The organism is Pseudidiomarina woesei, from assembly GCF_001418345.1.
Classification (GTDB): domain Bacteria; phylum Pseudomonadota; class Gammaproteobacteria; order Enterobacterales; family Alteromonadaceae; genus Pseudidiomarina; species Pseudidiomarina woesei.
Genome location: NZ_LIPW01000012.1, coordinates 24,418 through 48,362 on the forward strand (window position 1 = coordinate 24,418; position 23,945 = coordinate 48,362).

21 protein-coding genes are annotated in these 23,945 nt (G+C 47.4%); 13 read left to right on the forward strand and 8 right to left on the reverse strand.

From position 1 onward, the window contains the following. Positions 1–5 precede the first annotated feature (5 nt). Positions 6–1,499: a PH domain-containing protein gene (locus ASC40_RS11475; RefSeq protein WP_055439958.1), complete on the reverse strand. Its 1,494-nt coding sequence runs from the start codon at positions 1,497–1,499 to the stop codon at positions 6–8. Then, on the reverse strand, positions 1,492–1,986 hold the full coding sequence (locus tag ASC40_RS11480; RefSeq protein ID WP_055439959.1) for a PH domain-containing protein: 495 nt from the start codon (positions 1,984–1,986) through the stop codon (positions 1,492–1,494). Before ASC40_RS11480 ends, ASC40_RS11475 begins: the two co-directional genes overlap by 8 nt. Positions 1,987–2,076: 90 nt before the next feature. Between ASC40_RS11480 and ASC40_RS11485 the strand changes: the two genes are divergently transcribed. Continuing rightward, positions 2,077–2,757 carry a type 1 glutamine amidotransferase domain-containing protein gene (locus ASC40_RS11485; protein ID WP_055439960.1) on the forward strand — a complete coding sequence of 227 codons (681 nt, stop codon included), beginning with the start codon at positions 2,077–2,079 and terminating at the stop codon, positions 2,755–2,757. A gap of 72 nt (positions 2,758–2,829) precedes the next feature. Here ASC40_RS11485 and ASC40_RS11490 read toward each other — a convergent pair whose 3' ends face one another. Next, positions 2,830–3,204: a DUF4168 domain-containing protein gene (locus tag ASC40_RS11490; RefSeq protein WP_055439961.1), complete on the reverse strand. Its 375-nt coding sequence runs from the start codon at positions 3,202–3,204 to the stop codon at positions 2,830–2,832. 157 nt (positions 3,205–3,361) lie between these two features. Between ASC40_RS11490 and ASC40_RS11495 the strand changes: the two genes are divergently transcribed. Both ASC40_RS11495 and ASC40_RS11500 read left to right on the forward strand, forming a co-directional pair. Continuing rightward, positions 3,362–4,708 (forward strand): sensor histidine kinase, encoded by a 1,347-nt coding sequence (locus tag ASC40_RS11495; protein WP_245622271.1) that lies wholly within the window; start codon positions 3,362–3,364, stop codon positions 4,706–4,708. Continuing rightward, a complete protein-coding gene (locus ASC40_RS11500) occupies positions 4,705–6,078 on the forward strand; it encodes a sigma-54-dependent transcriptional regulator (RefSeq protein ID WP_055439963.1) in 1,374 nt (457 codons plus the stop codon). Before ASC40_RS11495 ends, ASC40_RS11500 begins: the two co-directional genes overlap by 4 nt. Here ASC40_RS11500 and ASC40_RS11505 read toward each other — a convergent pair. Together ASC40_RS11505 and ASC40_RS11510 are read right to left on the reverse strand one after the other, a co-directional pair. After that, the gene (locus ASC40_RS11505) at positions 6,062–8,080 is read right to left on the reverse strand and encodes a TonB-dependent receptor family protein (protein WP_055439964.1); all 2,019 of its coding nucleotides are present in this window, start codon (positions 8,078–8,080) and stop codon (positions 6,062–6,064) included. The genes ASC40_RS11500 and ASC40_RS11505 overlap by 17 nt on opposite strands. Positions 8,081–8,082: 2 nt before the next feature. Next, a complete protein-coding gene (locus ASC40_RS11510; protein WP_055439965.1) occupies positions 8,083–9,228 on the reverse strand; it encodes a PQQ-dependent sugar dehydrogenase in 1,146 nt (381 codons plus the stop codon). Positions 9,229–9,358: 130 nt separating this feature from the next. Here ASC40_RS11510 and ASC40_RS11970 point away from each other — a divergent pair, with 130 nt between their 5' ends. Beyond that, positions 9,359–9,784, forward strand: a complete 426-nt coding sequence (locus tag ASC40_RS11970) for a hypothetical protein (protein WP_055439966.1) — start codon at positions 9,359–9,361, stop codon at positions 9,782–9,784. Between the two features lie 41 nt (positions 9,785–9,825). Here the strand turns inward: ASC40_RS11970 and ASC40_RS11520 are convergent, their stop codons facing one another. Then, positions 9,826–10,740, reverse strand: coding sequence for a hydrogen peroxide-inducible genes activator (locus ASC40_RS11520; RefSeq protein ID WP_055439967.1), 915 nt, complete (start codon positions 10,738–10,740; stop codon positions 9,826–9,828). A gap of 159 nt (positions 10,741–10,899) precedes the next feature. Between ASC40_RS11520 and ASC40_RS11525 the strand changes: the two genes are divergently transcribed. From ASC40_RS11525 to ASC40_RS11550, 6 genes are all read left to right on the forward strand, one after another. Beyond that, positions 10,900–11,451: a peroxiredoxin gene (locus tag ASC40_RS11525; protein WP_055439968.1), complete on the forward strand. Its 552-nt coding sequence runs from the start codon at positions 10,900–10,902 to the stop codon at positions 11,449–11,451. A 79-nt stretch (positions 11,452–11,530) separates the two neighbouring features. Continuing rightward, positions 11,531–12,058: a carboxymuconolactone decarboxylase family protein gene (locus ASC40_RS11530; protein WP_055439976.1), complete on the forward strand. Its 528-nt coding sequence runs from the start codon at positions 11,531–11,533 to the stop codon at positions 12,056–12,058. Between the two features lie 266 nt (positions 12,059–12,324). Then, positions 12,325–13,599 (forward strand): Zn-dependent hydrolase, encoded by a 1,275-nt coding sequence (locus tag ASC40_RS11535; protein WP_055439969.1) that lies wholly within the window; start codon positions 12,325–12,327, stop codon positions 13,597–13,599. 60 nt (positions 13,600–13,659) lie between these two features. Then, positions 13,660–15,075: a cytochrome c oxidase accessory protein CcoG gene (ccoG, locus tag ASC40_RS11540; protein WP_055439977.1), complete on the forward strand. Its 1,416-nt coding sequence runs from the start codon at positions 13,660–13,662 to the stop codon at positions 15,073–15,075. After that, positions 15,068–16,072, forward strand: coding sequence for a serine/threonine protein kinase (locus ASC40_RS11545; protein ID WP_055439970.1), 1,005 nt, complete (start codon positions 15,068–15,070; stop codon positions 16,070–16,072). Before ccoG ends, ASC40_RS11545 begins: the two co-directional genes overlap by 8 nt. A gap of 46 nt (positions 16,073–16,118) precedes the next feature. Beyond that, complete coding sequence (locus tag ASC40_RS11550; RefSeq protein ID WP_055439971.1) at positions 16,119–16,727, forward strand: thiol:disulfide interchange protein DsbA/DsbL; 609 nt, start codon at positions 16,119–16,121, stop codon at positions 16,725–16,727. Between the two features lie 94 nt (positions 16,728–16,821). Here ASC40_RS11550 and ASC40_RS11555 read toward each other — a convergent pair whose 3' ends face one another. After that, the gene (locus ASC40_RS11555; protein WP_245622272.1) at positions 16,822–17,766 is read right to left on the reverse strand and encodes an acyltransferase; all 945 of its coding nucleotides are present in this window, start codon (positions 17,764–17,766) and stop codon (positions 16,822–16,824) included. A gap of 118 nt (positions 17,767–17,884) precedes the next feature. Here ASC40_RS11555 and ASC40_RS11560 point away from each other — a divergent pair, with 118 nt between their 5' ends. The 3 genes from ASC40_RS11560 to ASC40_RS11570 are packed head-to-tail and all read left to right on the forward strand — an operon-like array spanning position 17,885 to position 23,104. Continuing rightward, entirely contained in the window at positions 17,885–18,538 is a 654-nt protein-coding gene (locus tag ASC40_RS11560; protein WP_055439972.1) for a hypothetical protein, read from the forward strand. Then, the gene (locus ASC40_RS11565) at positions 18,535–19,953 is read left to right on the forward strand and encodes a Y-family DNA polymerase (protein WP_055439973.1); all 1,419 of its coding nucleotides are present in this window, start codon (positions 18,535–18,537) and stop codon (positions 19,951–19,953) included. The genes ASC40_RS11560 and ASC40_RS11565 overlap by 4 nt, the downstream gene beginning before the upstream one ends. Next, positions 19,937–23,104, forward strand: coding sequence for an error-prone DNA polymerase (locus ASC40_RS11570; protein WP_055439974.1), 3,168 nt, complete (start codon positions 19,937–19,939; stop codon positions 23,102–23,104). The genes ASC40_RS11565 and ASC40_RS11570 overlap by 17 nt, the downstream gene beginning before the upstream one ends. 25 nt (positions 23,105–23,129) lie before the next feature. On the opposite strand, the gene ASC40_RS11575 is transcribed toward ASC40_RS11570, so the two are convergent. Beyond that, positions 23,130–23,678 carry a gamma carbonic anhydrase family protein gene (locus tag ASC40_RS11575; RefSeq protein WP_055439975.1) on the reverse strand — a complete coding sequence of 183 codons (549 nt, stop codon included), beginning with the start codon at positions 23,676–23,678 and terminating at the stop codon, positions 23,130–23,132. Positions 23,679–23,945 lie beyond the last annotated feature (267 nt).

The following is a 23,945-nucleotide window of genomic DNA, read 5'->3' on the forward strand; positions in this document are numbered from 1 at the left end:
GACTGTTACATCCAGCGCGTAGAATTACTCGCAATGTCATGTAGCCAGCTGCTTTGCATTTGCTTAGCGACGGCAAGAGGCTGATATTTAATGACTTCTGCACCGGCTGCGGTATAAATAATAACATCGGCAAAGCCGAGTAGACGTAACCACGGCGACTGATAGACGTCCACTTGTTGTGCCTTATATAGTGGGTACCAATATTCGTAATGACCAAATACGCCGCGGTGCACGCCTAACCAGCCTTGCGCTTGGGTAAAGCCATAACGTTGCCAACGTGCCACAACATAAAGCTGCAATGCCAGCCACACACTGGCACCTAGCGCCAACGCAAGCAGGTTACTTTCCCATTTTAAATAACTTAATGTAGCAGTAAGTGGCGCACTTAATGCGACCCAAAAGGACGGATGCAATAAGGCAATTGGGCTGATACGCTGCCAATTTAGTTGCTGCCGCGCCGGTAATCGCAACCAGCGGGATAGCTCCTCAAGGCCACTGCGGGTAAGCACTGGCAATACGAACGTACCACTAGATTGTTGTTGCGCATGGGCTGAGGGCTGCAATTGGTTTACGCGCACCGTAAATCGCTTGAGCAGCCGCGCCCGAAGGTTTTGACGAATGCGCACTCGCTGCAGTTTGGGGTAGCGAAAACTTACCGTACGAATACTTAATAATCCGGCTCGCGTTTGAAAGCGTTGTTTGGCAATAGTTAGAGTGAGGTTGTAATTGGTGACTACGGTGACGCCGATGGCCAATACAAACAGCGCAGCTAAACAAACAACAACAACACCTACGTTCAACCACATGCTTTCTTCAAGAAAGGTTATGTTAGCTTCTAGCCACGGCACAATGCGCTCTTCTAGAACCTCGGTTTGTGACAGTGGATAAATAAGCACCGCCAATAGTACAAATAATTTATTGTCAAAAATACCAGCTCTAATTAGTTCGGCGAGGCCGTATTGGCGTTCTAAGTCAACAGGGCTGTTTGCTTTCGCGGTTGGTACGGATGCCAAATCGGCGTCATCACGCAACTCTGCTGCAACCGCTTTACGCTCAGCGAGTATGGTTTGGCGCAATTGCTGGGCGACATCGATGGACAAGCCTGGGATTTCAACTTCTTTGCCAGCAGAGCCTGCGCTATCAACCCGTAAAATAGTCAGGGCAAATGGCCGAAAATACCAAGTTTGATCAAGTTCAGCTTGTTGTATGCGTTCATATTTCAGGGTAAGACTTTTTTTGCTAAACACGCCTGTACGAAGGTGTACGGCATCATCAGTTAGGGCGTATAGAAAAAAATGATGATTTAAAATAGCACTGGCGATAACAAACACTAAATAACCGCCACCAATAGCATAAGGCAGCCAGCTACTATCAGTTACGAAAATGGCGGCCAATACAGGAATAAAGTTGGTAATGTTCTTGATTAAATTGCGCACTTCTTTGGCAATGAAAAAGCCAATGGTGAGTATAGGGGTGCGCTGCCAAACTAACTCAGTCATGGTTGCTCTCTTGCGGTTGCTCAGTGGCAATGGTGGTAATGAGCTCAGCTTTCATGGCTTCTGCGTTAGCTAATGCTAAGCCAGGTATACTTAAATCAGCGCCCCCACTACCTGCGGTATACAACGTTAAATGCGCAAGCCCAAAAAGGCGTTCCAAAAAGCCTTGGCGAACTTCAACATGCTGAATGCGGTTTAGCGGTACCGCACGAGTTAAACGCCACAGCGCGCCACGGCGCAAAAACATAGCTTCTTCGGTACGCGCATAGGCAGTGAATTGATAACGACGAGCTGACCAAAATAATCCGAAAAACAAGGTGGTAGCCGCCCACGGAACACCGAGCCATAATGGTGCTGGTAACCAGTCGTTGTTCGGTAAGAACAGGTATAAACTTGCCGCAATAATTGCCAGTATGGCCATATCAATAAGCACAACTAGCTGCAAATAGCTTTTGTAATTGGGTTCTACCGGTATCCAATTTACGGGCATGTGATCAATTCCTCACTTGAAAAAGTATGTTAACGGGCGCATGTCTTTTTATACCACTCTAACACGCACTTAATAATTAGGAGCAAGCTCATGAAAATATTAATGGTATTAACCTCGCACGAGCAGCTCGGTGATAGTGGCCATAAAACCGGCTTCTGGGCTGAAGAATTTGCCGCACCGTATTATTTATTCAAAGACGCGGGGGCTGAAATAGTACTCGCCAGCCCAAAAGGCGGGCAGCCACCCATTGACCCAAATAGCGAACAATCTGACGCACAAACTAATGCAACTGTGCGTTTATTTGAAGATGAAGCGGCCATGGAGCAGTTGTCGAATACGCTGAAATTAAGCCAAGTTACGGCTGATAAATTTGACGCCGTGTTTTACCCAGGTGGGCACGGGCCATTATGGGACTTAAGCGAAGACCCATTATCTATAGGGTTAATTCAGCAATTTTGGGAGCAAGAAAAACCGGTTGCTGCCGTGTGCCATGCGCCAGCGGTATTAGTTAATGTGAAAACGCCAGCCGGAAAGCCTTTGGTGCAAGGTCGTAAAGTAAGTGCTTTTACCAACAGCGAAGAAGCTGCGGTGGGATTAACTGAGGTGGTACCATTTTTGCTTGAAGACAAATTACAAGAACTAGGCGGTATTTACGAGAAAGTGGCAGACTGGAAACCTCATGCCGTGGTTGATGGCAACCTAATTACTGGTCAAAACCCTGCCAGCTCTGAGTTGGTCGCGCGTGAGCTACTTAAAAAGCTGAAACATTAAGCGTGAGCACTCGCTAGCAAAAAAGCCAACCGAAAGGTTGGCTTTTTTGCTGCAAGGTGTTGATGAAGTGACTTATTCAGTCATTTCTTGCAAGCGAGCACGCAGCTCTTCATCTTGCTGCACGCGTTGAACGATAGCGTTATATTCTTGCGGTGAAAGGCCTGAGTCATTCACTGCAGCTACCATTTCTTCTTGTGCTTTACGCTGAATTTCTTGTGCTTGCTCAGCATCTTCAGCGTTTTGAAACTGCTCTGAGTACTTTGAGCTAATTTGCTGCACGCTACCCATAGCGGTTACAAAGTTTTCCAGCATCCCGTCGGTAAGTTCAATCGACTGTTGCTGCTGAGCCATTTGTTGCTGCTCCGCTTGTGCTTGCTGTGGCGCGGCCATAGCTGCTGAACCAGAGAATAGAGCGGCAATTGCTAAAGCTGTCATTGTTTTACGCATAGTTTTTATCTCCTATTTTAAGTTCAATTTAGTTGTTGCAACACTTATGCCAACTTTGGCTTGTCTCTATGCTCTTGTTTTTGTTGGTAAAAACAACGGGATCCAAATTGCTTTCAAATTTGTGTATACTTTTGTCACATGTTATTTGGAGTCGAATGTGACAAAAAGATACATATCCTGGTTGCCTAATTGGTCTGGTTTGCAGCGCACATTGGCCTTTTATGTCATGTTGCCGCTGTTGGTGCTTTCTGGCATTGCGATAGGCGTTGGACTTGAGCGCGCTGCGGAGTTTCAGGACAAGCGCCTGCGTGATGATTTGGAACTTATCGGTCGCGCTATCCACGTTCCGGTGAGCGACGCGTTAATTCAAGGTGATATTGCTGCTGTGCGCGCAAGTTTGGGGTCGGTTTTTGAAATCGGTCGCGTTTACGGGGCGTCGGTTTATGATACCAATGGCAAAGTGGTGGCTTCTGCCGGTATTACCGAGCGTGACCTTTCGGAAAGCTTACTCGCCGAACAAGTTATTCTTACCGGAGAAAGCCAAGATGATTATCGGCAAGTAGCTGGACGAGATGTATTTTCGCAGTTTGTACCCATACAAGGTACAGGCGGGCAAATCATAGGCTTTATGCAATTAAATCGCCGTGCCCAAGACTTCGATAATGCCTTTGGCCAATTAGCCCGCATTGCTTGGGGAACTTGGTTGGTGTTGGCGCTAGCAACCATTGCAATATTGATTTTTGGTCACTACCGTGGCGTACATCGTTATGTCGAAGAAAAGCTAGAATGGCAACGCCGCCAACAAGAAAAAATGGTCGCTATAGGCCAAGTTTCTAGCGGTGTGGCGCATGAATTAGGGGCACCTTTAACGGTTATAGATGCGCGAGCAAAAAAATTGCAAAAGCGCCATTTAGACGACGACTCCCAGCGTCAACTGCAGGCAATTCGGGGCCAAGTTCAGCGTTTGACAAAAATGGTGAATCAACTGCTGGCTTTTTCACGCACGCCTGTAGCTAATAAAACCAGCGTTGCGCTCAAGCAAATCATTTCCCAAGCCCAGCAAGCTATCTCGTTTGAACAAGGTGCCGAGGGTCCGCAGTTGAAAGTTGAGTTGCCATCTGCCGAGGTTATGCTTGAGGCGGATATTCCACGGCTTGAGCTTGCTCTTGTAAATATCTTTCGTAACGCATTGCAAGCAGCTAGTCAGCAGGTGACAGTGAAGACCACCGTAACGCCAGAAACCGTCACTGTGTATGTGAATGACGATGGTGCTGGTTTGCCCGAAGAGCTTTCCGAAACCCAACTCATAGAGCCTTTTACCACCACGAAAGGCATTGGCCAAGGCACTGGTTTAGGTTTGGCGTTGGTTAGTTACATCGTTCATGATCATCAGGGCAAGCTGCAGCTTAAAAACCATGCCAAAGGCGGCTGTGAGGTAAGCATCACCCTGCCCCGCCGCCAAAAAATACACCAGCAGATTTCCAAGCAAGGTCAAGGCTCATGAGTTTATATATCGCCGTTGTTGAAGATGATCCGGGTTTACGCGAATTGTTAGTAGAGGAGCTTGAGAGCGCCGGCTACAAGACTCAGGCTTTTGCTGATGCAGAAGCATTGCTGCTGAGTCTCAAAAATAAGGGACAGTACCCTAACTTGGTGATAAGTGACATTCGATTGCCAGGGATTTCTGGCTTACAGTTACTGCACACGTTAACTGAACGGCAATTGTTGATACCTCTTATTCTCATTACCGCCTTTGGCACAGTCGACCAAGCTGTTGATGCGTTGAAACAAGGCGCCGATGACTTTTTAACAAAGCCGCTCGACCTCGATCATTTATTGGTTAGTGTCGGGCGTGTTCTGGAATTTCACAAGTTGCGCGATGAAGTAACCTACTATCGGCGGTCACAACAACAAACTGAACACGGCCCAGCTGGAATTATTGGTCATAGCCGCGTTATGCGTCAGCTTTACGATGATATTGCACGCATCGCGGCTGTTGATGGCGCGGTGCTAGTACTCGGTGAAAGCGGCACGGGTAAAGAGCTTGTAGCCAAAGCCTTGCATCAGCAAAGTCAACGAGCAAAGCAGCCATTTTTGGCTGTGAATTGTGCTGGTATACCGGCTGAATTACTTGAAAGTGAGTTTTTTGGTCATGCGGCTGGCGCTTTTACGGGGGCGCAAAAGGCTCGCGCTGGATTACTTAAAGAAGCCGACGGTGGCACCTTGCTATTGGACGAAATTGGTGAAATGCCGTTAGAGCTACAAGCTAAATTGTTGCGCGTATTGCAAGAAGGAACGATGCGACCAGTTGGTAGTGACAAAGAAGAAAGGGTAAATGTGCGAATTATTGCTGCCACCCATCAAGATTTGGAACAAAAAGTGACAGAGCAGAGCTTTCGTGAAGATCTGTTCTATCGGCTTGAAACATTTACCTTGAAGGTGCCACCACTGCGCCACCGCGGCGATGACGTTGCTATTCTTGCAGAGCACTTTCTGCAACGCGTGAATGATCAGCAGCAGAAGACTATTCGTGGCTTTTCGTCAGCAGCGCAAGAGCGTCTTTTTTCGTACTCGTTTCCGGGCAACGTGCGTGAACTACAAAATGCAGTAGAACGTGCAGTAACTTTTTGTGATGGTGATTGGATACAAGATCAGCATTTGCCAACCCGCATGCTGCAAGAGGCTTCTCAGCGAAGCGAATTAGCACAGTCTGCTGTTGGCGTTGAGACAGGCTACTGGCCTACGCTTGACCAAGTTCAGTCTGACTACGTTCAGCGCGTATTGACTCACACACAAGGTAATAAGCAAAAAGCGGCGAATATTTTAGGAGTTACTCGCCGCACTCTTTATCGCTGGCTTACCAACGATGGCTAACACCAAGACCAAGGTGAACTTCGCGCCCGACGCCAGGTTCAAATGCACGGCCATTGCCTTGGTTCACCACCACGGAGCCAACGTATTGTGTGTCACCGATATTGTGTAGCTGCAGCCAGGGGCTGAGTTCCCAGTTACCGAGTACATAATCTGCGCGCCAATTGATGTGCCACAACGTATGACTGGGCGCAATGACACTATTGTCGTCCGTGGCGGCAATATCACCGCGGTATTCAGTAATTAAACTAAGCCGATGATCACGCTGATAATTCCAGTTAAGCTGACTATAAGCTGTTTGTTCAGCCACGCCAGGTAACCGGTTCCCATTGCCATAGGTTGCTTTAAGCCATGTAGCGGCACCACGCCAATTCCAATTTTCAGTCAGTTGCCAGCTAACCTCAAATTCAGCACCGTAACGTTCGGTAAGTCCAGCGTTGGTATATGTGGTGCGCCCATCAATGCTTTGATCAACCACAATCTCGTCGGTTGTTTGTATATCAAACCAGCTTAACTGACCTTTTACTGCGGCTTGTTGCCAACTGACGCCCACTTCCCATTGATCATTAAAAGCAGGGCCTAGTGCAGTATTTAGCCCAGTTTCAGTGTTGCTGTAGGCCATTTCGGTTAAGGTGGCGGTTTCGAAGCCATGACCGCGAGCGGCAAATACGCGCCATGCGTCATTGAGCTGATAATTTGCGCCAAGGCTCCAGCTCCATGCGTGTTGCTGTTGCACGCCGCTGTCATTGGGGTTTTCAGGCAGAATAAAGTAGTCATCAACACTAAATTCAACGTCGCTATAGCGCAGTCCAGCGGTAAATGACCATTGCTGGTTAAGACGCCAGTCGGTCAGGCTATACAAAGCGGTTTGAATAACTTCTCCACGCTCATCACGACGCAAATCGCCGCGTTGACCAAAGTCATTCACAAAGCCGTAGCGGCGATCAACTTGTTCTGCAATGTGAGCACCCAATGTGGTTCGCCATTGGTTGTTCCAGCGCATGTTATAGCTTGCATCTAGACCGGTAAAACTGCGTTGCAGGTCAATGACAGCGCCTGAGCTGCGAGTGTCGCTGCCTGGAAACGGTAAGTACTGCAGTACATCACGCCAACCGCGCCAAGCATTTAGGTGCCAGCCGCTCTCGTTGCGCAACGAGCTACGCAAAGACAAAGACATTTGTTGATGATGTATCGACTTACGGGTATTGAAGCGCTCAGCGCCACCAAAAGTTTGGTTAGGGTCGGCTTGCCAATCGGTGGGGGTTAGCGAGCCTGGGTCTTGTAACAACGGTGCGTTGTTGTCATCTAAGCGCACAATCATCTCAACGCTATCGGTTAAGTCATAGTACCAACGTAACGCTAAGTGATCTCGCTCAGCACTATTGTGCTGACGTGGGCCGTCAGTGCGAAAACGAGCGCCGGCTAACCTAACTGAGCTGCGTTCGCTCACATAATCAGCTTGTACATGCTGGCGTTGGGTATTATTGGCGCCGGCCATGATATCTACACTTAACTGGGTTGCTTGCGGGCGTTCACTAAACCATTGAATTACGCCACCAGCACTGTTGCCGTAAATAGTTGCTAAGGGTCCCCGAATAATCTGCACGTTGGCCGGTTCATCCAGCAAAATACTCGATGTTTGGGCTTGTCCGTCGGGCATACTTAACGGAATGCCATCAAGCTGCAAAATAACCCCACGCACCCCAAATGCCGACCGAGCACCAAAGCCGCGTAGGGTAATGCGGGTATCTTGCGCGTAGTTGGCGCGCGAATCAGCCTGTACGCCAGCCACCCCTTTGAGCAGCTCAGCCGCATCAACGCGCAGGCCTTCGGGTTGCTCATCTAAGTCTAGGTTGGTTAGCGCCGCAGGGGTTTCATCACCTGAACGCGGCTGGCTTTGATTCACCACAATAACTTCATCTACAGCAACGCTGGCCGAAGCCAGCGTTGCTGATGTTTCTGTAGTCGCTGCAAGTGAAGCGACCAAAATACTACTTAACAACATGATTATTGTGCCGGTTTAATTTGAATCAACTGACCATTACGATCATCGGTAATTAAATAAATGTAACCATCAGGGCCTTGCTCAATGTCACGAATACGTTGTGTTACCGCTTCTTCAAACAAGGTTTCCTCATGCATTACACGGTCGCCTTCAAGATCAAGGCGCGCAACCTGAGAGCCCTTCAGGGCCGCAACGAGTAAGTCACCTTTCCATGCCGGAAACTTGTCATCGGTGTAAAAAATCATATTAGAGGTGGCAATAGAAGGTACCCAGTAATAATGTGGCTGTACGGTGCCCTCTACATGAGTTTTCTCGCTAATAATGCTGCCATCGTAGTCGACGCCATAGGTAGCTATTGGCCAACCGTAATTGTGGCCAGCTTCAGGAATATTAATTTCATCGCCACCTTTAGGGCCGTGTTCAACAGTCCACAGCTTACCGGTAGCAGGATGAATGGCGGCACCTTGTACGTTGCGATGACCATAGGACCATATTTCCGGCAAAGCACCTTGCTTGCCAACGAATGGGTTATCACTAGGGACACTACCGTCAGGCTTAATGCGTACCACCTTGCCGTGATGATTATCTAAGGTTTGAGCGTCATTCATGGCCGAATAGCGGTCGCCTAAGGTAATAAATAAATGGCCGTCGGGGGCAAATACTAGGCGTGAGCCAAAGTGCGCGCCGCTTTTATATTTTGGTGCGCCACGAAAAATTACCTTGCCATTGGTTAAGCCGTTGGCCGTTAACTTGGCCCGCATAACAGCCGTGCTGTTTCCTTCACCGCCTTGTGGGTCAGCTTCTGAGTAGCTCAAATAAATGTATTGGTTGTCGGCAAAGTTGGGGTCAACTGCAACGTCTAATAATCCGCCTTGGCTGCGGTCAACAACGGCGGGAACGCCGCTTAATGGTGAGCTAATGTCGCCACTTAATGTTACTCGGCGCAAGGTACCAGATTTTTCAGTAATAAGTAGATCACCAGAGGGTAAAAATGCCATTCCCCAAGGCTTTTCGAGCTTGTCAGCTATGGTATTTACGGTGATTTTATGACGCTCAGTCGAAACCGTCTCCGCCAAGGCCTCACTGCTGCCAAGACCACTGCCATAAAGTGCGGCGGTAACCGCTAGTGCAACAAATTTGCGTAACATGGAACGCTCCTTAACATGAAAATTTACAAAGCTTTACTAAAGTAAATATAGATTAAATCCAATTTTGGATTGATTTTTTTAGCTACAATTCTGACATCACATGATTTTAACAAGCGACCAAGGAGCTCAAATGGCAACCTTAAAACGCAACTCTCTACGTGCAACGGCTTTAATTCTCGCCACCTTACATTTAACTGCGTGTGGCACTATTCTTTATCCAGAGCGCAAAGGTCAAGTGAGTGGGCAAATTGATCCAGGCGTTGCGGCATTAAACGGCATTGGCCTTTTGTTTTTCTTAGTGCCTGGCGTTATTGCTTTTGCGGTCGACTTTTCCAACGGGACTATTTATTTACCGGGTACGGCATCAGTAGACGGTAACACCGATGTGCGGATAGTTAAAACCGGTAAGCATTTAACCCCAGACCAACTGCAGGAGATTATTTCTGCTGAAGTCGGTCAACCGGTCGACCTGACTCAGGCTCGTGTGCACAGCGAAAAAGCACCTGACCAAGCGAGCATTGCGCCGCGTTTAGAACAGTTACAAACGGCGCCTTAATGGGCCAGGCCTCGGTGGTACTTTCGATGACACTTAAGCCGCTACTTTAATAGCGGCTCAGGTAACAACTGCGCAATAAACTCAGCCAACCGTCGGAATGTTTGCCGGCGGTTGGTTGTTGGCCGATATACCAAGCCAATTTCCCGCGAAGCTTGCTGACCAGTTGGTTGTAGCGCAACCAAGTCTGTACCATTCAAAATACCTCGGTCAATTGCCATTTGCGGTATAAATGTTGCACCTAAGCGCGCGTCAGCCATTTGCACCAAGCTATGTAGGCTGGTTGCCGTGAATGGGTTTATTTTCGTTGAATCAGCCAGTTCACAAGCGGCCACCGCATGCCCCGTTAAACAATGTTCTTTTTCGAGTAGAAAAATGGAATTATCGGGTAGCTGGTTGTATTGCACCGGCTCATGCAAGTTGTCAGCCATTGATTGGTGCATAACTAACTTGAACGGGTCACGGCCTAACACATAGCTTTGGTTTCCTTGTAGGTCAACGGGCAGCGCCAAAACCAACACATCAAGTTCGCCGTTACGCAGCAGGTGCAATAAATTATCGGTGGTGTCTTCGCGAATATTCAATTGCAATTTGGGGTAATCAACTTGCAACTGCTTGGTTAAAGGGCCCACCAAAAACGGGGCAATAGTTGGAATGCAGCCTAAACGTAACGGGCCTTCCATAATTTTGCCTTGGCTTTGTGCAAAATACAGCAGCTCTTCGGTTGAGGTGAGTATACGCCGAGCCTGCTCAACCACTTCTTCACCCATGCCGGTGAACAAAAATGACTTGTGATCACGTTCAATTAATTGACAGCCTAATTGCTCTTCTAAATTTTGAATGCCGCTACTTAACGTCGATTGACTGACGTTGCATGCCTGTGCCGCTCGATTAAAGTTCTGGTGTTGGTGCAGCGCCAACAAATAGCTGAGGTTTTTTAAGCTAGGTAGCTTGCTCATTCTATAACCCTCTTAAAACCTTAATTAGTATTTCCGATTATAGTAATCCGTTTTATTCGTTTTAACAAATTTTGATGCGCGCCTATTATAGTCACCGAGCTAAGGCAACGGGCCTTGCACAAATTTCCCAACAACGATTTGAATCAAGGAGCAAAACGTATGTTAACAGTAGGCGATAAATTACCAGAATTTGAAGTGGTTGGTGTTAAACCTGGTTTCAACATGCCAGAAGAAAACGGCGAAAGCGCGTTTGAAACAATCAACAACGACAGCTTTGAAGGTAAGTGGAAAATTATTTTCTTCTACCCGAAAGATTTCACCTTCGTTTGCCCGACTGAAATTGTTGAGTTCGCGAAGTTAAACGAAGAGTTTGCAGACCGCGACGCTATCGTTTTAGGTGGCAGCACGGATAACGAATTCGTGAAATTAGCATGGCGTCGTGAGCACCCAGACCTGAAAAGCTTGAACCAGTGGTCATTTGCTGACAACGGCGTGAAGTCATTGGTAGACGGTTTAGGTGTACGTGACCAAGTTGAAAACGTTGCCTTACGTGCCACGTTCGTTGTCGACCCACACGGTGTGATTCAGCACGTGTCAGTAAACAACTTAAACGTAGGTCGTAACCCAGCAGAAGTACTGCGTATTTTGGACGGCTTACAAACTGACGAATTGTGTCCATGTAACCGTGCAGTAGGCGGTGACACCCTGTAAGCAGACATCACATCCCCCACACAACGTGATGTCTTTAGGTGCCGCGCAAGCGGCACCTTTTTTAAGCGGAGGAATTGAAATGAGCATTGCAGATTACAAACAAGGCTTGGGTGAACACGGTAAAGATACCAAACTCAATTTGTCGAACCTGTTCGGCAATGTCGATACCTCTGGTATGACTCCAACCCAGTTTTACGGCACCGCCCTGTCATTGGTGTACTCCATTGGTGACCAAGAGTTAATTGACGCGGTAAAAGCCGAAGCCGAAGGCAAAATTGAAGATAACGTGGATGGCGCAGCGAAACTTGCGGCAACCTTAATGGCGATGAACAACGTTTACTATCGCTTTTTACACCTGTGCACCGACAAGCAGTTTACTAAATTACCTGCTGGCTTGCGTATGAATGGCATGGCCAACCCAGGCGTTGATAAAGCTGATTTCGAATTGTACTCGCTTGCAGTATCAGCTTTAAACGGCTGTGGTATGTGCATCGACTCACACGTTGGTGTGTTGCTGAAACACAACATTTCAGCGCAAGTTATTCAAGCATCGATTAAATTGGCGGCGGTACTGAACGCAGCAGCAACCGCAAAACGCATTGCCTAATTTAATTGCTTGATGTCACATCTTTGTCACAGGCGCTGTTTATAGTGCTGTGAAACTTCCCTGAGATCTGGTTGTTCTCTTCTTGCCCGGCACCCGCCGGGCTTTTTTTTGAACTGCAAAGACGATATTAGCTATTAGATATTGGATAGTGGTCGCGAGATCGAGTTCGGTGTCTATACTAATATCCAATATCCAATATCCAATATCCAATATCCAATATCCAATATCTGATATCTGATAGCTAATATCGCACTAAGGTTTTAATTATGGAGATCAATGCGGAGCGACTGAAAGCAAACCTACTCGAACTCTCAAAAATTGGTTACAACGAAAACGACCGCGGCATCTATCGCATAGGATTTACTGATGCTGATATGCAGGGGCGGCAATGGCTGCAAGAGAAAGCTAAAAACGCTGGGCTTGAATCCTATATGGATGGCGCCGGCAATGTGTTCTTTGGACGAGGTCAACGCGATAATCCGGTTGTACTCATGGGATCGCACATTGATAGCGTGCCTGCAGGCGGCATTTTTGACGGTGCCCTTGGCGTTATGGCTGCTCTTGAAGTTATTCAAACTATTCAGGAGCAACAACCGAGTATCGACACGCCAGTTTGGGGAGTTGCCACAGCCGAAGAAGAAGGCCGATTTGGCGGCATGCTGGGTTCGCAAGCCATGTCGGGTTGTTTGAATCCTGATTGGCTATTGTCAGCTCATGATGCCGATGGCGTGTATTTGAAGGACGCCATGGCTGCGCAAGGGCTTGATGCGATGCAAGCGCTTGATGCCGCTTGGCGGCCCGAACAGCTGAAGGCTTTTGTCGAACTGCATATTGAGCAAGGGCCGGTGCTGTTTCAAAAAGATCTGCAAATAGGCGTCGTAGATGGCATTTCTGGCGTGTTTAAGTGGATAGTTCATCTGAAAGGTAAAGCCGACCACGCGGGCACAGCACCTATGGATATGCGCAGCGACGCGTTTATGGGGTTAGCTGACTTTGCGCACGAAATTGAGCGTATTATTGCGGAAAATGGCACCGACAAAACACGTATCACTGTTGGTAAAGTAGAACTGAAACCAGGTCATCCACATACCGTGCCAGGTGAAGCGGTATTTACTATTGTTGGGCGAGACATGGACGAAGGGGTTATGCGGGAGCTAGCTAACGCATGCCGCAAAACCTTGTCGGCGATAGCGCGCAAGCATCGCCTCATGTTTGAGTACGAGCAAGTAAGCTGGCTTGAGCCTAAGCACTGTTCGACTGAATTAACGAATATTATTGAAGCGCAAGTAAAGCAACGCGGCTACTCGTATACGCGTATGCCAAGTGGGGCTGGGCACGACACGCAATTTATGACTGAGGTAACAGACGCAGGCCTTATTTTTATTCCTTCTGTGAATGGGGTTAGTCACGCGCCAGACGAGTGGTCACACTGGCATGATGTAGAAGCCGGCACAAATGTGCTATTGGACACTATTGTTGCCATTTGCGGTGTTGATCGTGATCAAAAATCGGTCGGTAAGACATTGAAAAAGCCTAAATAGACATACAAAAAGTATGTATAATCGGGCTTATTTTCTAGTCCAAACAGAAGCGGTATGGCTATGGAACAAAAAATCGAAGTGCAAGCGGCCGATAAAGTAAAAATTCATCGTCCTGACCCTAAGCAGCGCAGTAATGATTACTCGCCCCGCAACCGTATTTATGTGCGTGATGTGAAGGGAGCTCTGGAGTGGTTTCGTCGCAGCTTTGGTTTTATTTTGCTGGCGCTATTTGCTTTATTGCCATGGTTGCAGTGGAATGGTGAACAAGCCATTCTGCTGAATATTGCCGAACAGCGCTTTCGAATTTTTGGGCTGACTTTGTGGCCACAAGACTTCACGATATTGGCCTGGATTTTCATTGTTTCTGCGTTTGCTTTGTTCTTTGTTACCACTCTGTATGGTCGTGTCTGGTGCGGTTTTATGTGTCCGCAGACCACGTGGACTTTCATGTTCATGTGGTTCGAGAAGAAGTTTGAAGGCTCGCGTAACCAGCGTATGTCGCTCGATAAACGGCCGTGGGACTTTGACAAGCTGTGGCGCAAAACCGGTAAGCAAATTTCTTGGCTTCTATTGTCACTGCTAACCGCATTAACATTTGTTGGTTACTTTACCGATGTTCGTGAATTGTTTGTCAATTTCTGGACCTTTAATGCGGGGTTCTGGGCGGCGTTCTCGGTGTGGTTTTTTGCCTTCTGTACATACGGTAATGCGGGCTACATGCGCGAGATAATGTGCACACACATGTGCCCGTATGCGCGTTTTCAGTCGGCAATGTTTGATAAAGACACCGTGACCGTTTCCTATGACGCTAAGCGCGGTGAGCCTCGCGGTGGGCGCTCTCGTAAAAAAGATCCAAAGGAACTTGGCCTAGGTGACTGTATAGACTGCTACATGTGTGTGCAGGTATGCCCTACTGGTATTGATATTCGCAATGGCCTGCAATATGAGTGCATTAACTGTGGTGCTTGTGTCGATGCTTGTAACGACGTGATGGATAAAATGAATTACCCACGTGGTTTGATTCGGTTTACTACTGAGCGCAATTTACAAGGTGGCCGCACCCACAAAGTGCGCTTCAAGAGCGTAGGCTACTTTGTTGTCATGATCATAATGACGGCCTTATTGATTTGGGATATCAGTACCCGCTCGCCATTGCAATTTAACGTGCTGCGCGACCGCAATCAGCTATACAGTATTAATATGGATGGCTGGGTGCAAAACGTCTTTACCTTGAAGATTCAAAACAAATCACAACAAGAGCAAACCTATGTTATTACCGCTGAAGGGTTTGCACGCAGTGAGTTAGTGGGTGATACAACCATTACGGTGGCAGCCGGCGAAGTGGCAACACGGCCGATAACCTTAGCGGTGCATCCAGATGACGTGACCGAGCGCGTGCAAGATGTTACCTTTGTGGTTAGTTCAACCACTGGTGATGTTCGTGAGCAACACGTTACTCGATTCCTCTATGAGTGATCATTCCACTCAGCACGATTTTAGCTTTCAAAACCTCACGCCCGAGCGTATCGCCGATGCGCTCGCGCATGTAGGGGTTGACCCTCAATCAGGTTTATTAGCGCTAAATAGCTATGAGAATCGCGTTTATCAGTTTATCGCTGATGACAACAAACGGTATGTAGCTAAGTTTTATCGTCCTGGCCGCTGGCAAGAGCAACAAATATTAGAAGAGCACGCCTTTACTCAAGAGCTGCTTGATGCAGAAGTGCCTGCGGTAGCACCATTGGTATTGAACGGTACAACCCTGCATAGTTATCAAGACTACCGCTTTACTGTATTTCCAAGTGTTGGTGGAAGAGCTGTTGAGCCAGGCGACCTTGATCAACTTGAACGTATTGGGCGACAAATAGGACGTATGCACGCGGTAGCTAAGCGGCAGCAATTTAATCATCGACCGCGTTTGTCATATCAAGAGTTTGTAACAGAGGCGATGGTTACTTTACATGATTCACCGTTGTTGCCAGATAATTTGCAAGAAGCTTTTTGGGCAATCGCAGAGCCGCTAGCAAAACAGCTGAGCTTAGTTGATATAGATGCAGTGCAATTTCAACGTTTGCACGGAGACTGTCATTTAGGCAATATGTTGCTGCGTGACGAGCAACTGATGTTTGTTGACTTTGATGATGCTCGCAGCGGACCTGCGATTCAAGACTTATGGATGATGCTTGCTGGCGATAATCGTGCCGAACGGACGCTGCAGCTTGATGTATTGTTAGAGGGTTATCAAGAATTCTGTGATTTCGATAGTAAAGAAGTCGCTTTAATTGAACCCTTGCGCGGTTTTCGCATCATACATTACATGGCGTGGTTAGCTCGGCGTTGGAATGACAGCGCTTTTCAACGCGCGTTTCCATGGTTTGCTGAACAGCGTTATTGGGAACAGCAAATTCTCACGCTCAAAGAACAATTTTCCGCGCTGCAAGAGCCGCCATTGGCCCTGCAGCCTATGTATTAAATATATTAATAATCTTTAATTTGTTAAAAATTAGGAAGTTACAAACATGAAGACGTTGTTAATTGGTTTTCTCGCATTGTTGGTTATGCCTTTGTCGGCACAAGCGAATGAGGAAAAGTTTAAAGAAGGTGTTCACTATAAAGTGATTGCTGAAGAAGGCACTAAACGCCCAGAAGTAAGAGAGTTTTTCTCATATTACTGTATTCATTGTTATCGCTTTGAAGTTGTAGCGGCAGCAATGAAAGAAGCCTATCCAACTTCATTTGAAAAGTCGCACATTGTTTCGCACCCAACTTTACGATTAATGGCGCGCGGTATGGTGGCAGCGAAGTTATTTAAAAAAGAAGAGCCAATTGGTAAGGCGTTTTATCAGCGTATTCACGACCAGAAAAAGCAAATTACCTCTGAAGAGGATCTACAAGCGATTTTCCACGTGCATGGTATTGAGGCTGAAAAGTTTGAAAAAGCCATGAGCCATCCACTGGTTGAAAAACAAGTGAATGAAATGGAACGCAATATGAATAAATACAATATCAAGGCGACGCCAACCTTCATTGTGAATGGTAAGTATGAAATTATTACTAGCGGCTTTAACGGTAGCAAAGACGTTGTTGCTGATCTTGTAGAAGCTGCTGGCTACTTGATGAAGAAGTAATTGAACAGCAACAGCGATATTAGCTATTAGAACAGCAGCTAGATTATTGGCTGTGTCAAAGCCCTCCAAGATGGAGGGCTTTTTTGTCTAATATCTAATATCTTAACTTGCCCTTCATCGAGTCAATTAATTGATCTTTGCGCTGCCAACGGGCGTTTAGCCAATTCTGAAAATGCGCTTTAAATGTCTCATCATTGAAGTAGTCGCCAATTAAGTCGTCGGTGACGGGTAACGTCTCAACATTCACGTAAATATCTCGTAGCTGGCCAGATAATAGCTGCCAAACTGCCGGGCGCTTATCGTCGGGGTAGACTATGGTGATGTCTAAAATAGCGTCAAACTGTTTGCCCATAATCTGTAGTGCAAAAGCCGTTCCGCCTGCTTTAGGTGCAAGTAAATGTTTAAAAGAACTTTGTCGCTTTGCGTGTTTTTCAGGCGTAAAGCGGGTGCCTTCGCAAAAGTTAATGACCGTGGTTGGAATATGGCGAAATTTCTGACACTTCTTTTGTGTGGTGGCAATGTCTTTACCCTGTAATTTAGGGTTTTTGGCAATTTGCTCACGCGAATAACGCTTCATAAACGGCATATCAAGCGTCCAGCAGCCAAGCCCTACAATGGGTACCCAAATCAGTTGGTGCTTGAGAAAAAAACGCGGCATGGGCATGTTGCGACAAGACAAATGCATTAATACCAATATATCTACCCAACTGCGGTGGTTGGCCAAAATCATATACCAGCGATCGCGATGTAACTGGCTATCTCCTTCTATATGCCAGCGCATTGGTTGGGTTAAGCGAAAGGTAGCTGACATGGCATAGCCCCATAAACGAAACAGCCCGTTTGCCCAAGTTGAAAACATACGCTGCACCACTGGTATGGGCAGGAGCAACTTTGGCAAGCCGACCAAAATAATGAGAGCGCCAATAATTCCAGTAGACACTAATGCAAAAGTAAATGTGATGATAAAACGAAAAGGAATTAACAAAGTTGTCAGCATAGTCTCAGCGCGTTTGTCGCAAATTGTTGGTGTGGTGCGCATATGATACCTCATTGTGAAAGACTTGCCAGTTTCCCCAAAACACACTAAAGTATACTGTATATTTGTACAGTATTTCAGCCGTTGAATTTTCTTCCTCGGCTTATATAAAGAGGGGGTTATGGCGTTTCCAGCACAAGTTGAAGCCTTGGTAAAGCAAGGCTTGGTTTGGCAGGGGCAGCAAGCGCCACTGCATAGATCACCTAGCAACGTATTAACTACTGGCTGGCCTGAGCTTGATCAGCGCTTGGGTGGTGGTTGGTTGCAAGGCTGTGTACATGAACTGCAATTGCAGCAACAGTTTATTGGTGAGTTGACGTTACTATTACCTTTGTTGTCACAGCCTAATATCACCACCTTATGGATCAACCCTCCGGCGACTCCTTATGCACCAGGTCTTATTTATCAAGATATTGCATTGTTACAGCAGGTGATTGTGCAAGAGCCTGATAATAAGTTGGCGTTATGGGCGGCCGAGCAAGCGGTACAAAGCAAGGCGGTTGATCTTGTTTTATTTTGGCATACCACAGGGCTTTCGGCTGCTGCAGTGCGGCGCTTACAGCAGGCGGCAGAGGCCGCACAAAAAACAGTTTTTATTGTAACGGCTATACAACCAGAAGACGACGCACGTGCTTATGCGATGCGGCTACGCTTAACTAAAATCGCTGCTGCGCCGCTACAAGTTGAGGTGTTAAAGCGTCGCTATGGTTGGCCGTTACCGCCATTTCCATGTGCCATTGAAAGCCGCTTACCAAGGCGTCGGCGAGTGTTATGAATCGTTGGGTATACTTGCATTTTCCACATCTGTTGCTGGACTACCAGCTAGCTTTGCAGCCGCCTGAACAAAGCCGGTACCCTCATGCATTGCTAGAAAGTCATGCAGCACGAAGAACTTTAGTGCAAGCCAATCAAACGGCTTTGCAAGCGGGTATCAAGCTGGGAATGGCCGATGTGTTGGCGAGTACCTTGGCGCCAAACTTACGCGTACATAGTTATTCCCAAGCACAAGAAAAACGGGTTATTACACAGCTTGCGCAAGTGATTTATCAAGACATTGCCCAAATTGTTTTGTATCCACCTCAAGGCTTATTGTGCGAGGTTCGCAGTTTGGTGCGGCTACGTGGGGGGTACGACGCTGTGGTAGCCCGTTTGCGGTCGCGTGTTGAGCAGTGGCCATTACGCTATTGCCTCAGTAGCGGGTATAGCCCGTTAGTTGCCAAGTTGCTTGCCGAGGCGGCTAGCCCAATCATTAGTCATGATCGTGAGGCGGTGCAGCAAGCCATTGCTGCGTTACCAATAACTTATAGTGGCTTAGCTGCAGTGCATATTGAAAAGCTCTACAACGTTGGGTTTACTTCGGTTGGAGACTTGCTCAAACGGCCGCGGGCAGAAATTGGGGTGCGCTTTGGTCGTGCGGTGATGAACTATATGGCGGAATTAAGTGGCGACTTTAAACCACCACAAGCGTTTTATCATCCACCAGATAAGTTTGATGAAAAAGTAGAGTTAACTAGTGAAGTATCCAGCTGGGGGCAGTTACTTTTTCCGTTAAAACGTTTACTGCAGCAGGCTGAAAGTTTTTTACAAAGCCATCAATGGAGTACACGAGCGTTAGTTATTCGCGCACATCATCGACAAGGTCCAGCTACGCAAGTACCTATTCAATTCGCTCATGCTGTTTGGCAACAAAATGACTTATTACAACTTTGTCAGTTGCATCTTGAGCGACAACAGTTACGTCAACCGGTACTAGCTCTTAGTATAGGGTTGCAACGGCCTGAATCACGACAAGCTAAATCTACTGAATTATTGGCTGGCGCACCATCGGCTGATGACCAGCTAAGTGCTTTGGTTAGTCGCTTACAAGCTCGCTTAGGTGAGCAAAGTGTACAATCTGTTTGTTACAACGATGACTGGCGGCCCGAACGCCAAGGCCGAATACAGCCCTGGCAGCAGGGGCAAAAACAGCAGCCGTTAAAACAACAGCGGCCGTGTTGGCTATTACCGCAAGTACAACCTATTGATCGTCAGCAGTGGCAGTTGCAATGGGGGCCGGAGCGTATTGTTAGCGGTTGGTGGGATGCTCAACCAATAAGGCGCGATTATTATATTGCGGTTGATAAAGCACAGCGGCAAGGGTGGATCTTTCACAGTCAGCAAGGGTGGTATTTGCATGGCTGGTTTAGCTAGAGGTCTTACTTTGGGCGCAGCAGTAGCACAAGACAAAAGGCCGGCGGCGCTGCATTGTATTAGTAACTTTAGTTTTTTGCGTGGTGCGTCACATCCGCATGAGTTAGTTGAACGTGCCTGTGAACTTGGTTATCAAGCGTTAGCAATCACCGATGAGTGCTCCGTAGCTGGCGTAGTGCGTGCTTATGTGGCGGCACGAGATAAGCCGCTGCGTTTAATTATTGGTAGTGAGTTTCACGTACCAGAACTTGGCGTTTTTATTGTCTTAACGCGCAACCGACAAGGCTATGCTCAGCTCTGCCAGCTCATCACGACAGCGCGAAACCGCTGTAAAAAAGGCGATTACCGAGTCTCATTGGCGGACTTCTTAGGCACCTTACCCGACTGCAACCTGCTTTGGCGCTTACCTCAAAGCTGTTATGAACTTGCCGATATTGAACAAAGTGTTACAGCATTAAAGCAACATTACCCAAGTCGACTTTGGTTGGCTTATGGGCGTCATTATCATGCCTACGATGCTGATAACTATCGGCGCTATCAGCAGTTAAGTCAGGCTCATTACGTGCCTGTTGCCGCTGTTTGTGAGGTTTGTTATCACCAACCAAAACGCCACACCTTACATGATGTACTAGTTGCGATACGTCAGCGACAACCTATTGATAGCCAAGTTGCGCAACTTAAGCCCAATCAAGACTATTGCTTACGCAGCCCTAGCGAACTAACTAGTTGTTATCCTGAAGCTTGGCTAGCGCAAACAATTGGCATCGCTAAACAATGCTGCTTTTGTTTAAGCGAATTACGTTATGAATACCCTGCAGAATTGGTGCCTGAAGGAAGAACAGCCACAGACTATTTACGAGAGCTAACTTACACCGGCGCCGCCATACGTTTCCCTCAGGGGCTACGTAGCGATGTGCAAGCCAAGCTCGAGAAAGAACTCACACTGATCGCACAGCTAGGTTACGAATATTTCTTTTTGACAATTCATGACATTGTGCAGTTTGCCCAGCAACGCGGAATTTTGTACCAAGGCCGCGGTTCAGCTGCCAACTCTGTGGTGTGTTACTGCTTGCAAATTACCGCAGTAAACCCTGATCAAATTGATGTTTTATTTGAGCGCTTTATTTCCGCAGAGCGTGATGAGCCACCAGATATTGATGTGGACTTTGAACATGAACGGCGTGAAGAAGTTATTCAGTATATTTATAAAAAATACGGGCGGCACCGAGCAGCGTTGGCGGCCACGGTTATACGTTATCGTTTACGTAGTGCGTTGCGTGATGTTGGTAAGGCGCTCGGTTTTCATGAGCAGGAGCTAAGTCATTATTTGCGCCAAATTGATCGGCGCGATGGGCAACAAAGTTGGCAAGAGCAGTTAGCAGAAAAGTTTCCAGGGTTGCAAGCCAGCTATCGTGGACGTTGTTTATTAAAGCTCACGCAAAGTATTTTAGGCTTTCCTCGCCATCTATCACAACACGTCGGTGGGTTTGTTATTGCAGCGACACAACTGACCGATCTTGTTCCTGTTGAAAATGCCAGCATGCCAGAACGTACGGTTATTCAATGGGACAAAGACGATTTAGAAACCTTACACCTGATAAAAGTTGATGTGCTTGCCTTAGGTATGTTGACGGCGCTACGCAAAATGTTTGCGTTAGTGAAGCAACACCACCAACGCGACTTAAACTTGGCGAATATCGTGCAAGAGGATGCCGCGGTTTACAGTATGTTGCAGCGAGCGGACTCTATTGGTGTGTTTCAAATTGAATCGCGAGCGCAAATGAATATGTTGCCACGACTGCGGCCAACCACGTTTTATGACTTAGTGGTACAAATAGCTATTGTGCGGCCCGGGCCTATTCAAGGAGACATGGTGCACCCTTATTTGCGTCGTCGTGCCGGCATAGAGCCAGTTACTTTTCCCAGTGAGGCAGTCCGTGAAGTATTACAACGAACGCTCGGGGTGCCTATTTTTCAAGAGCAGGTTATTAAGCTTGCTATGGTTGCCGCCGGCTTTAGTGGTGGCGAAGCTGATCAGTTGCGCCGAGCGATGGCGAACTGGAAAAGTAGCGGTGAGCTACGGCAATTTGAAACCAAGCTGATTGCCGGCATGCGAGAGCGAGGGTATAGCGATGAATTTGCGCAGCGTATTTTTCAGCAAATATGTGGTTTTGGCGAGTATGGCTTCCCTGAGTCCCATTCGGCCAGTTTTGCCAATTTAGCCTATGCTTCGGCGTGGCTAAAATGCTATTACCCCGCGGCGTTCTACTGTGGGCTGCTGAACAGCCTACCTATGGGGTTTTATTCAGCTAGTCAGCTTATTCAAGACGCGAAACGGCATCATATTAATGTCTTACCAATCGATATTCAGCATAGCCAGTGGCATCACCAACTTGAATCCGGGCAACATGGGCTGCAGTTGCGTTTGGGTTTACGTTTAGTTAAAGGCTTATCACAAAGCGTTACTGAAAAGTTGTTAAGTCAACGCCCGAAAGGCGGGTTCCAACACTTACAACAGCTACGCTCCTTTGGGTTGGGCGGTGCCGACTTACATAAACTAGCAGCGGCTGATGCGCTGCAAGCATTAAGCGGCCACCGACATGAAAGCCAGTGGCAAAGCTTGGCATTGCAAGTTGAGCAGCTCCCCCTTTTTGCTGAAGCAGGGGGGCCGAAAAGCAATGCCGCTAGTTATGATCTTCAAGCTCTCCCTTTACCACCGCCGGCGGAGTTTCAAGACGTCGCCGTTGATTATAAAACGACGGGCGTCTCTGTTCGTCGCCACCCTATTGCGCTACTTCGTGAACAGCAAGGGTTAACAGGCTATAAGCTAGCCAGTGAGCTGGCGCAATGTCGGCATAAGCAATTGGTGCGCGTGGCGGGGCTAGTGACTTGTCGGCAACGGCCCGGCACGGCCTCAGGGGTTACTTTTGTAACCTTAGAAGATGAAACTGGTTTAGTGAATGTGGTGATTTGGCAGCAAACTGCGCGCTCTTTTCGGCAGGCATTTTTAACGGCGCAGTTATTAAAAGTAAAAGGAGTGGTTGAAATTCATGGTGATGTTATTCATGTCATTGCCGGTCATTTAGAAGACGGAACTGAGCAGTTAGCGCAACTAGGCGTCGCTGCTAACCGCTCCCGTGACTTTCATTAAGCTGACTTATATAACAGCTTTGTACTTATATAGAAGTGACGTGCAGTAAGTAGTCTTCTTTTAATAACACATAGTTTGCCGCTGACTGTGGCAGAAAATTAAGCTCCGCCTCTGTCAAAGGGCGGGCTTCTTTCACTGGGCTACCCACATAAAGATGGCCACTACGCAAAGTCTTGCCTGGCGGCACCAAACTACCAGCACCAATAATAACGTCGTCTTCTACAACAGCACCGTCCATAATTACTGCCGACATACCAATAAGTACGCGGTTACCAACAGTACAACCATGCAGCATCACATGATGGCCAACGGTTACATCATCGCCAATAATCAGTGGATGCCCTTCAGGGTTGCCCTCACTTATACGACTAACATGCAGCACACTATTATCTTGGACATTCGTACGCGCACCAATGCGAATATGATTCACATCACCGCGTGCAGCTACTAACGGCCAAATACTACTATGTTCACCAATATGCACATCGCCAACGACAACAGAACTTGCGTCGATATATACATGCTCCCCAAATTGCGGCTCAATGCCCCGATAGCTACGAATATCACCGTTCATGACTACTTACCCCGTTAATTCGCGAAAATGTTACATTTTTGATCTGAGATTCAACTTACCTAAAGATTAGCAGAAAGCCTTATTGGTGGCTAATCCGACAGTTTTCGTTGCTTTTTGCTGCGCTTCGTTCACAAAAACAGCAGTCGGCAAAAAAACACATAAAAATGTGAAAAAGGCGCTTGACGCAGCCAGTTAAATCTCTAAAATGCGCCCCACGCTTGAGGCAGACAACGAAGTCGCCAAAAGCACAAGTTTTGAGTCTGAAAA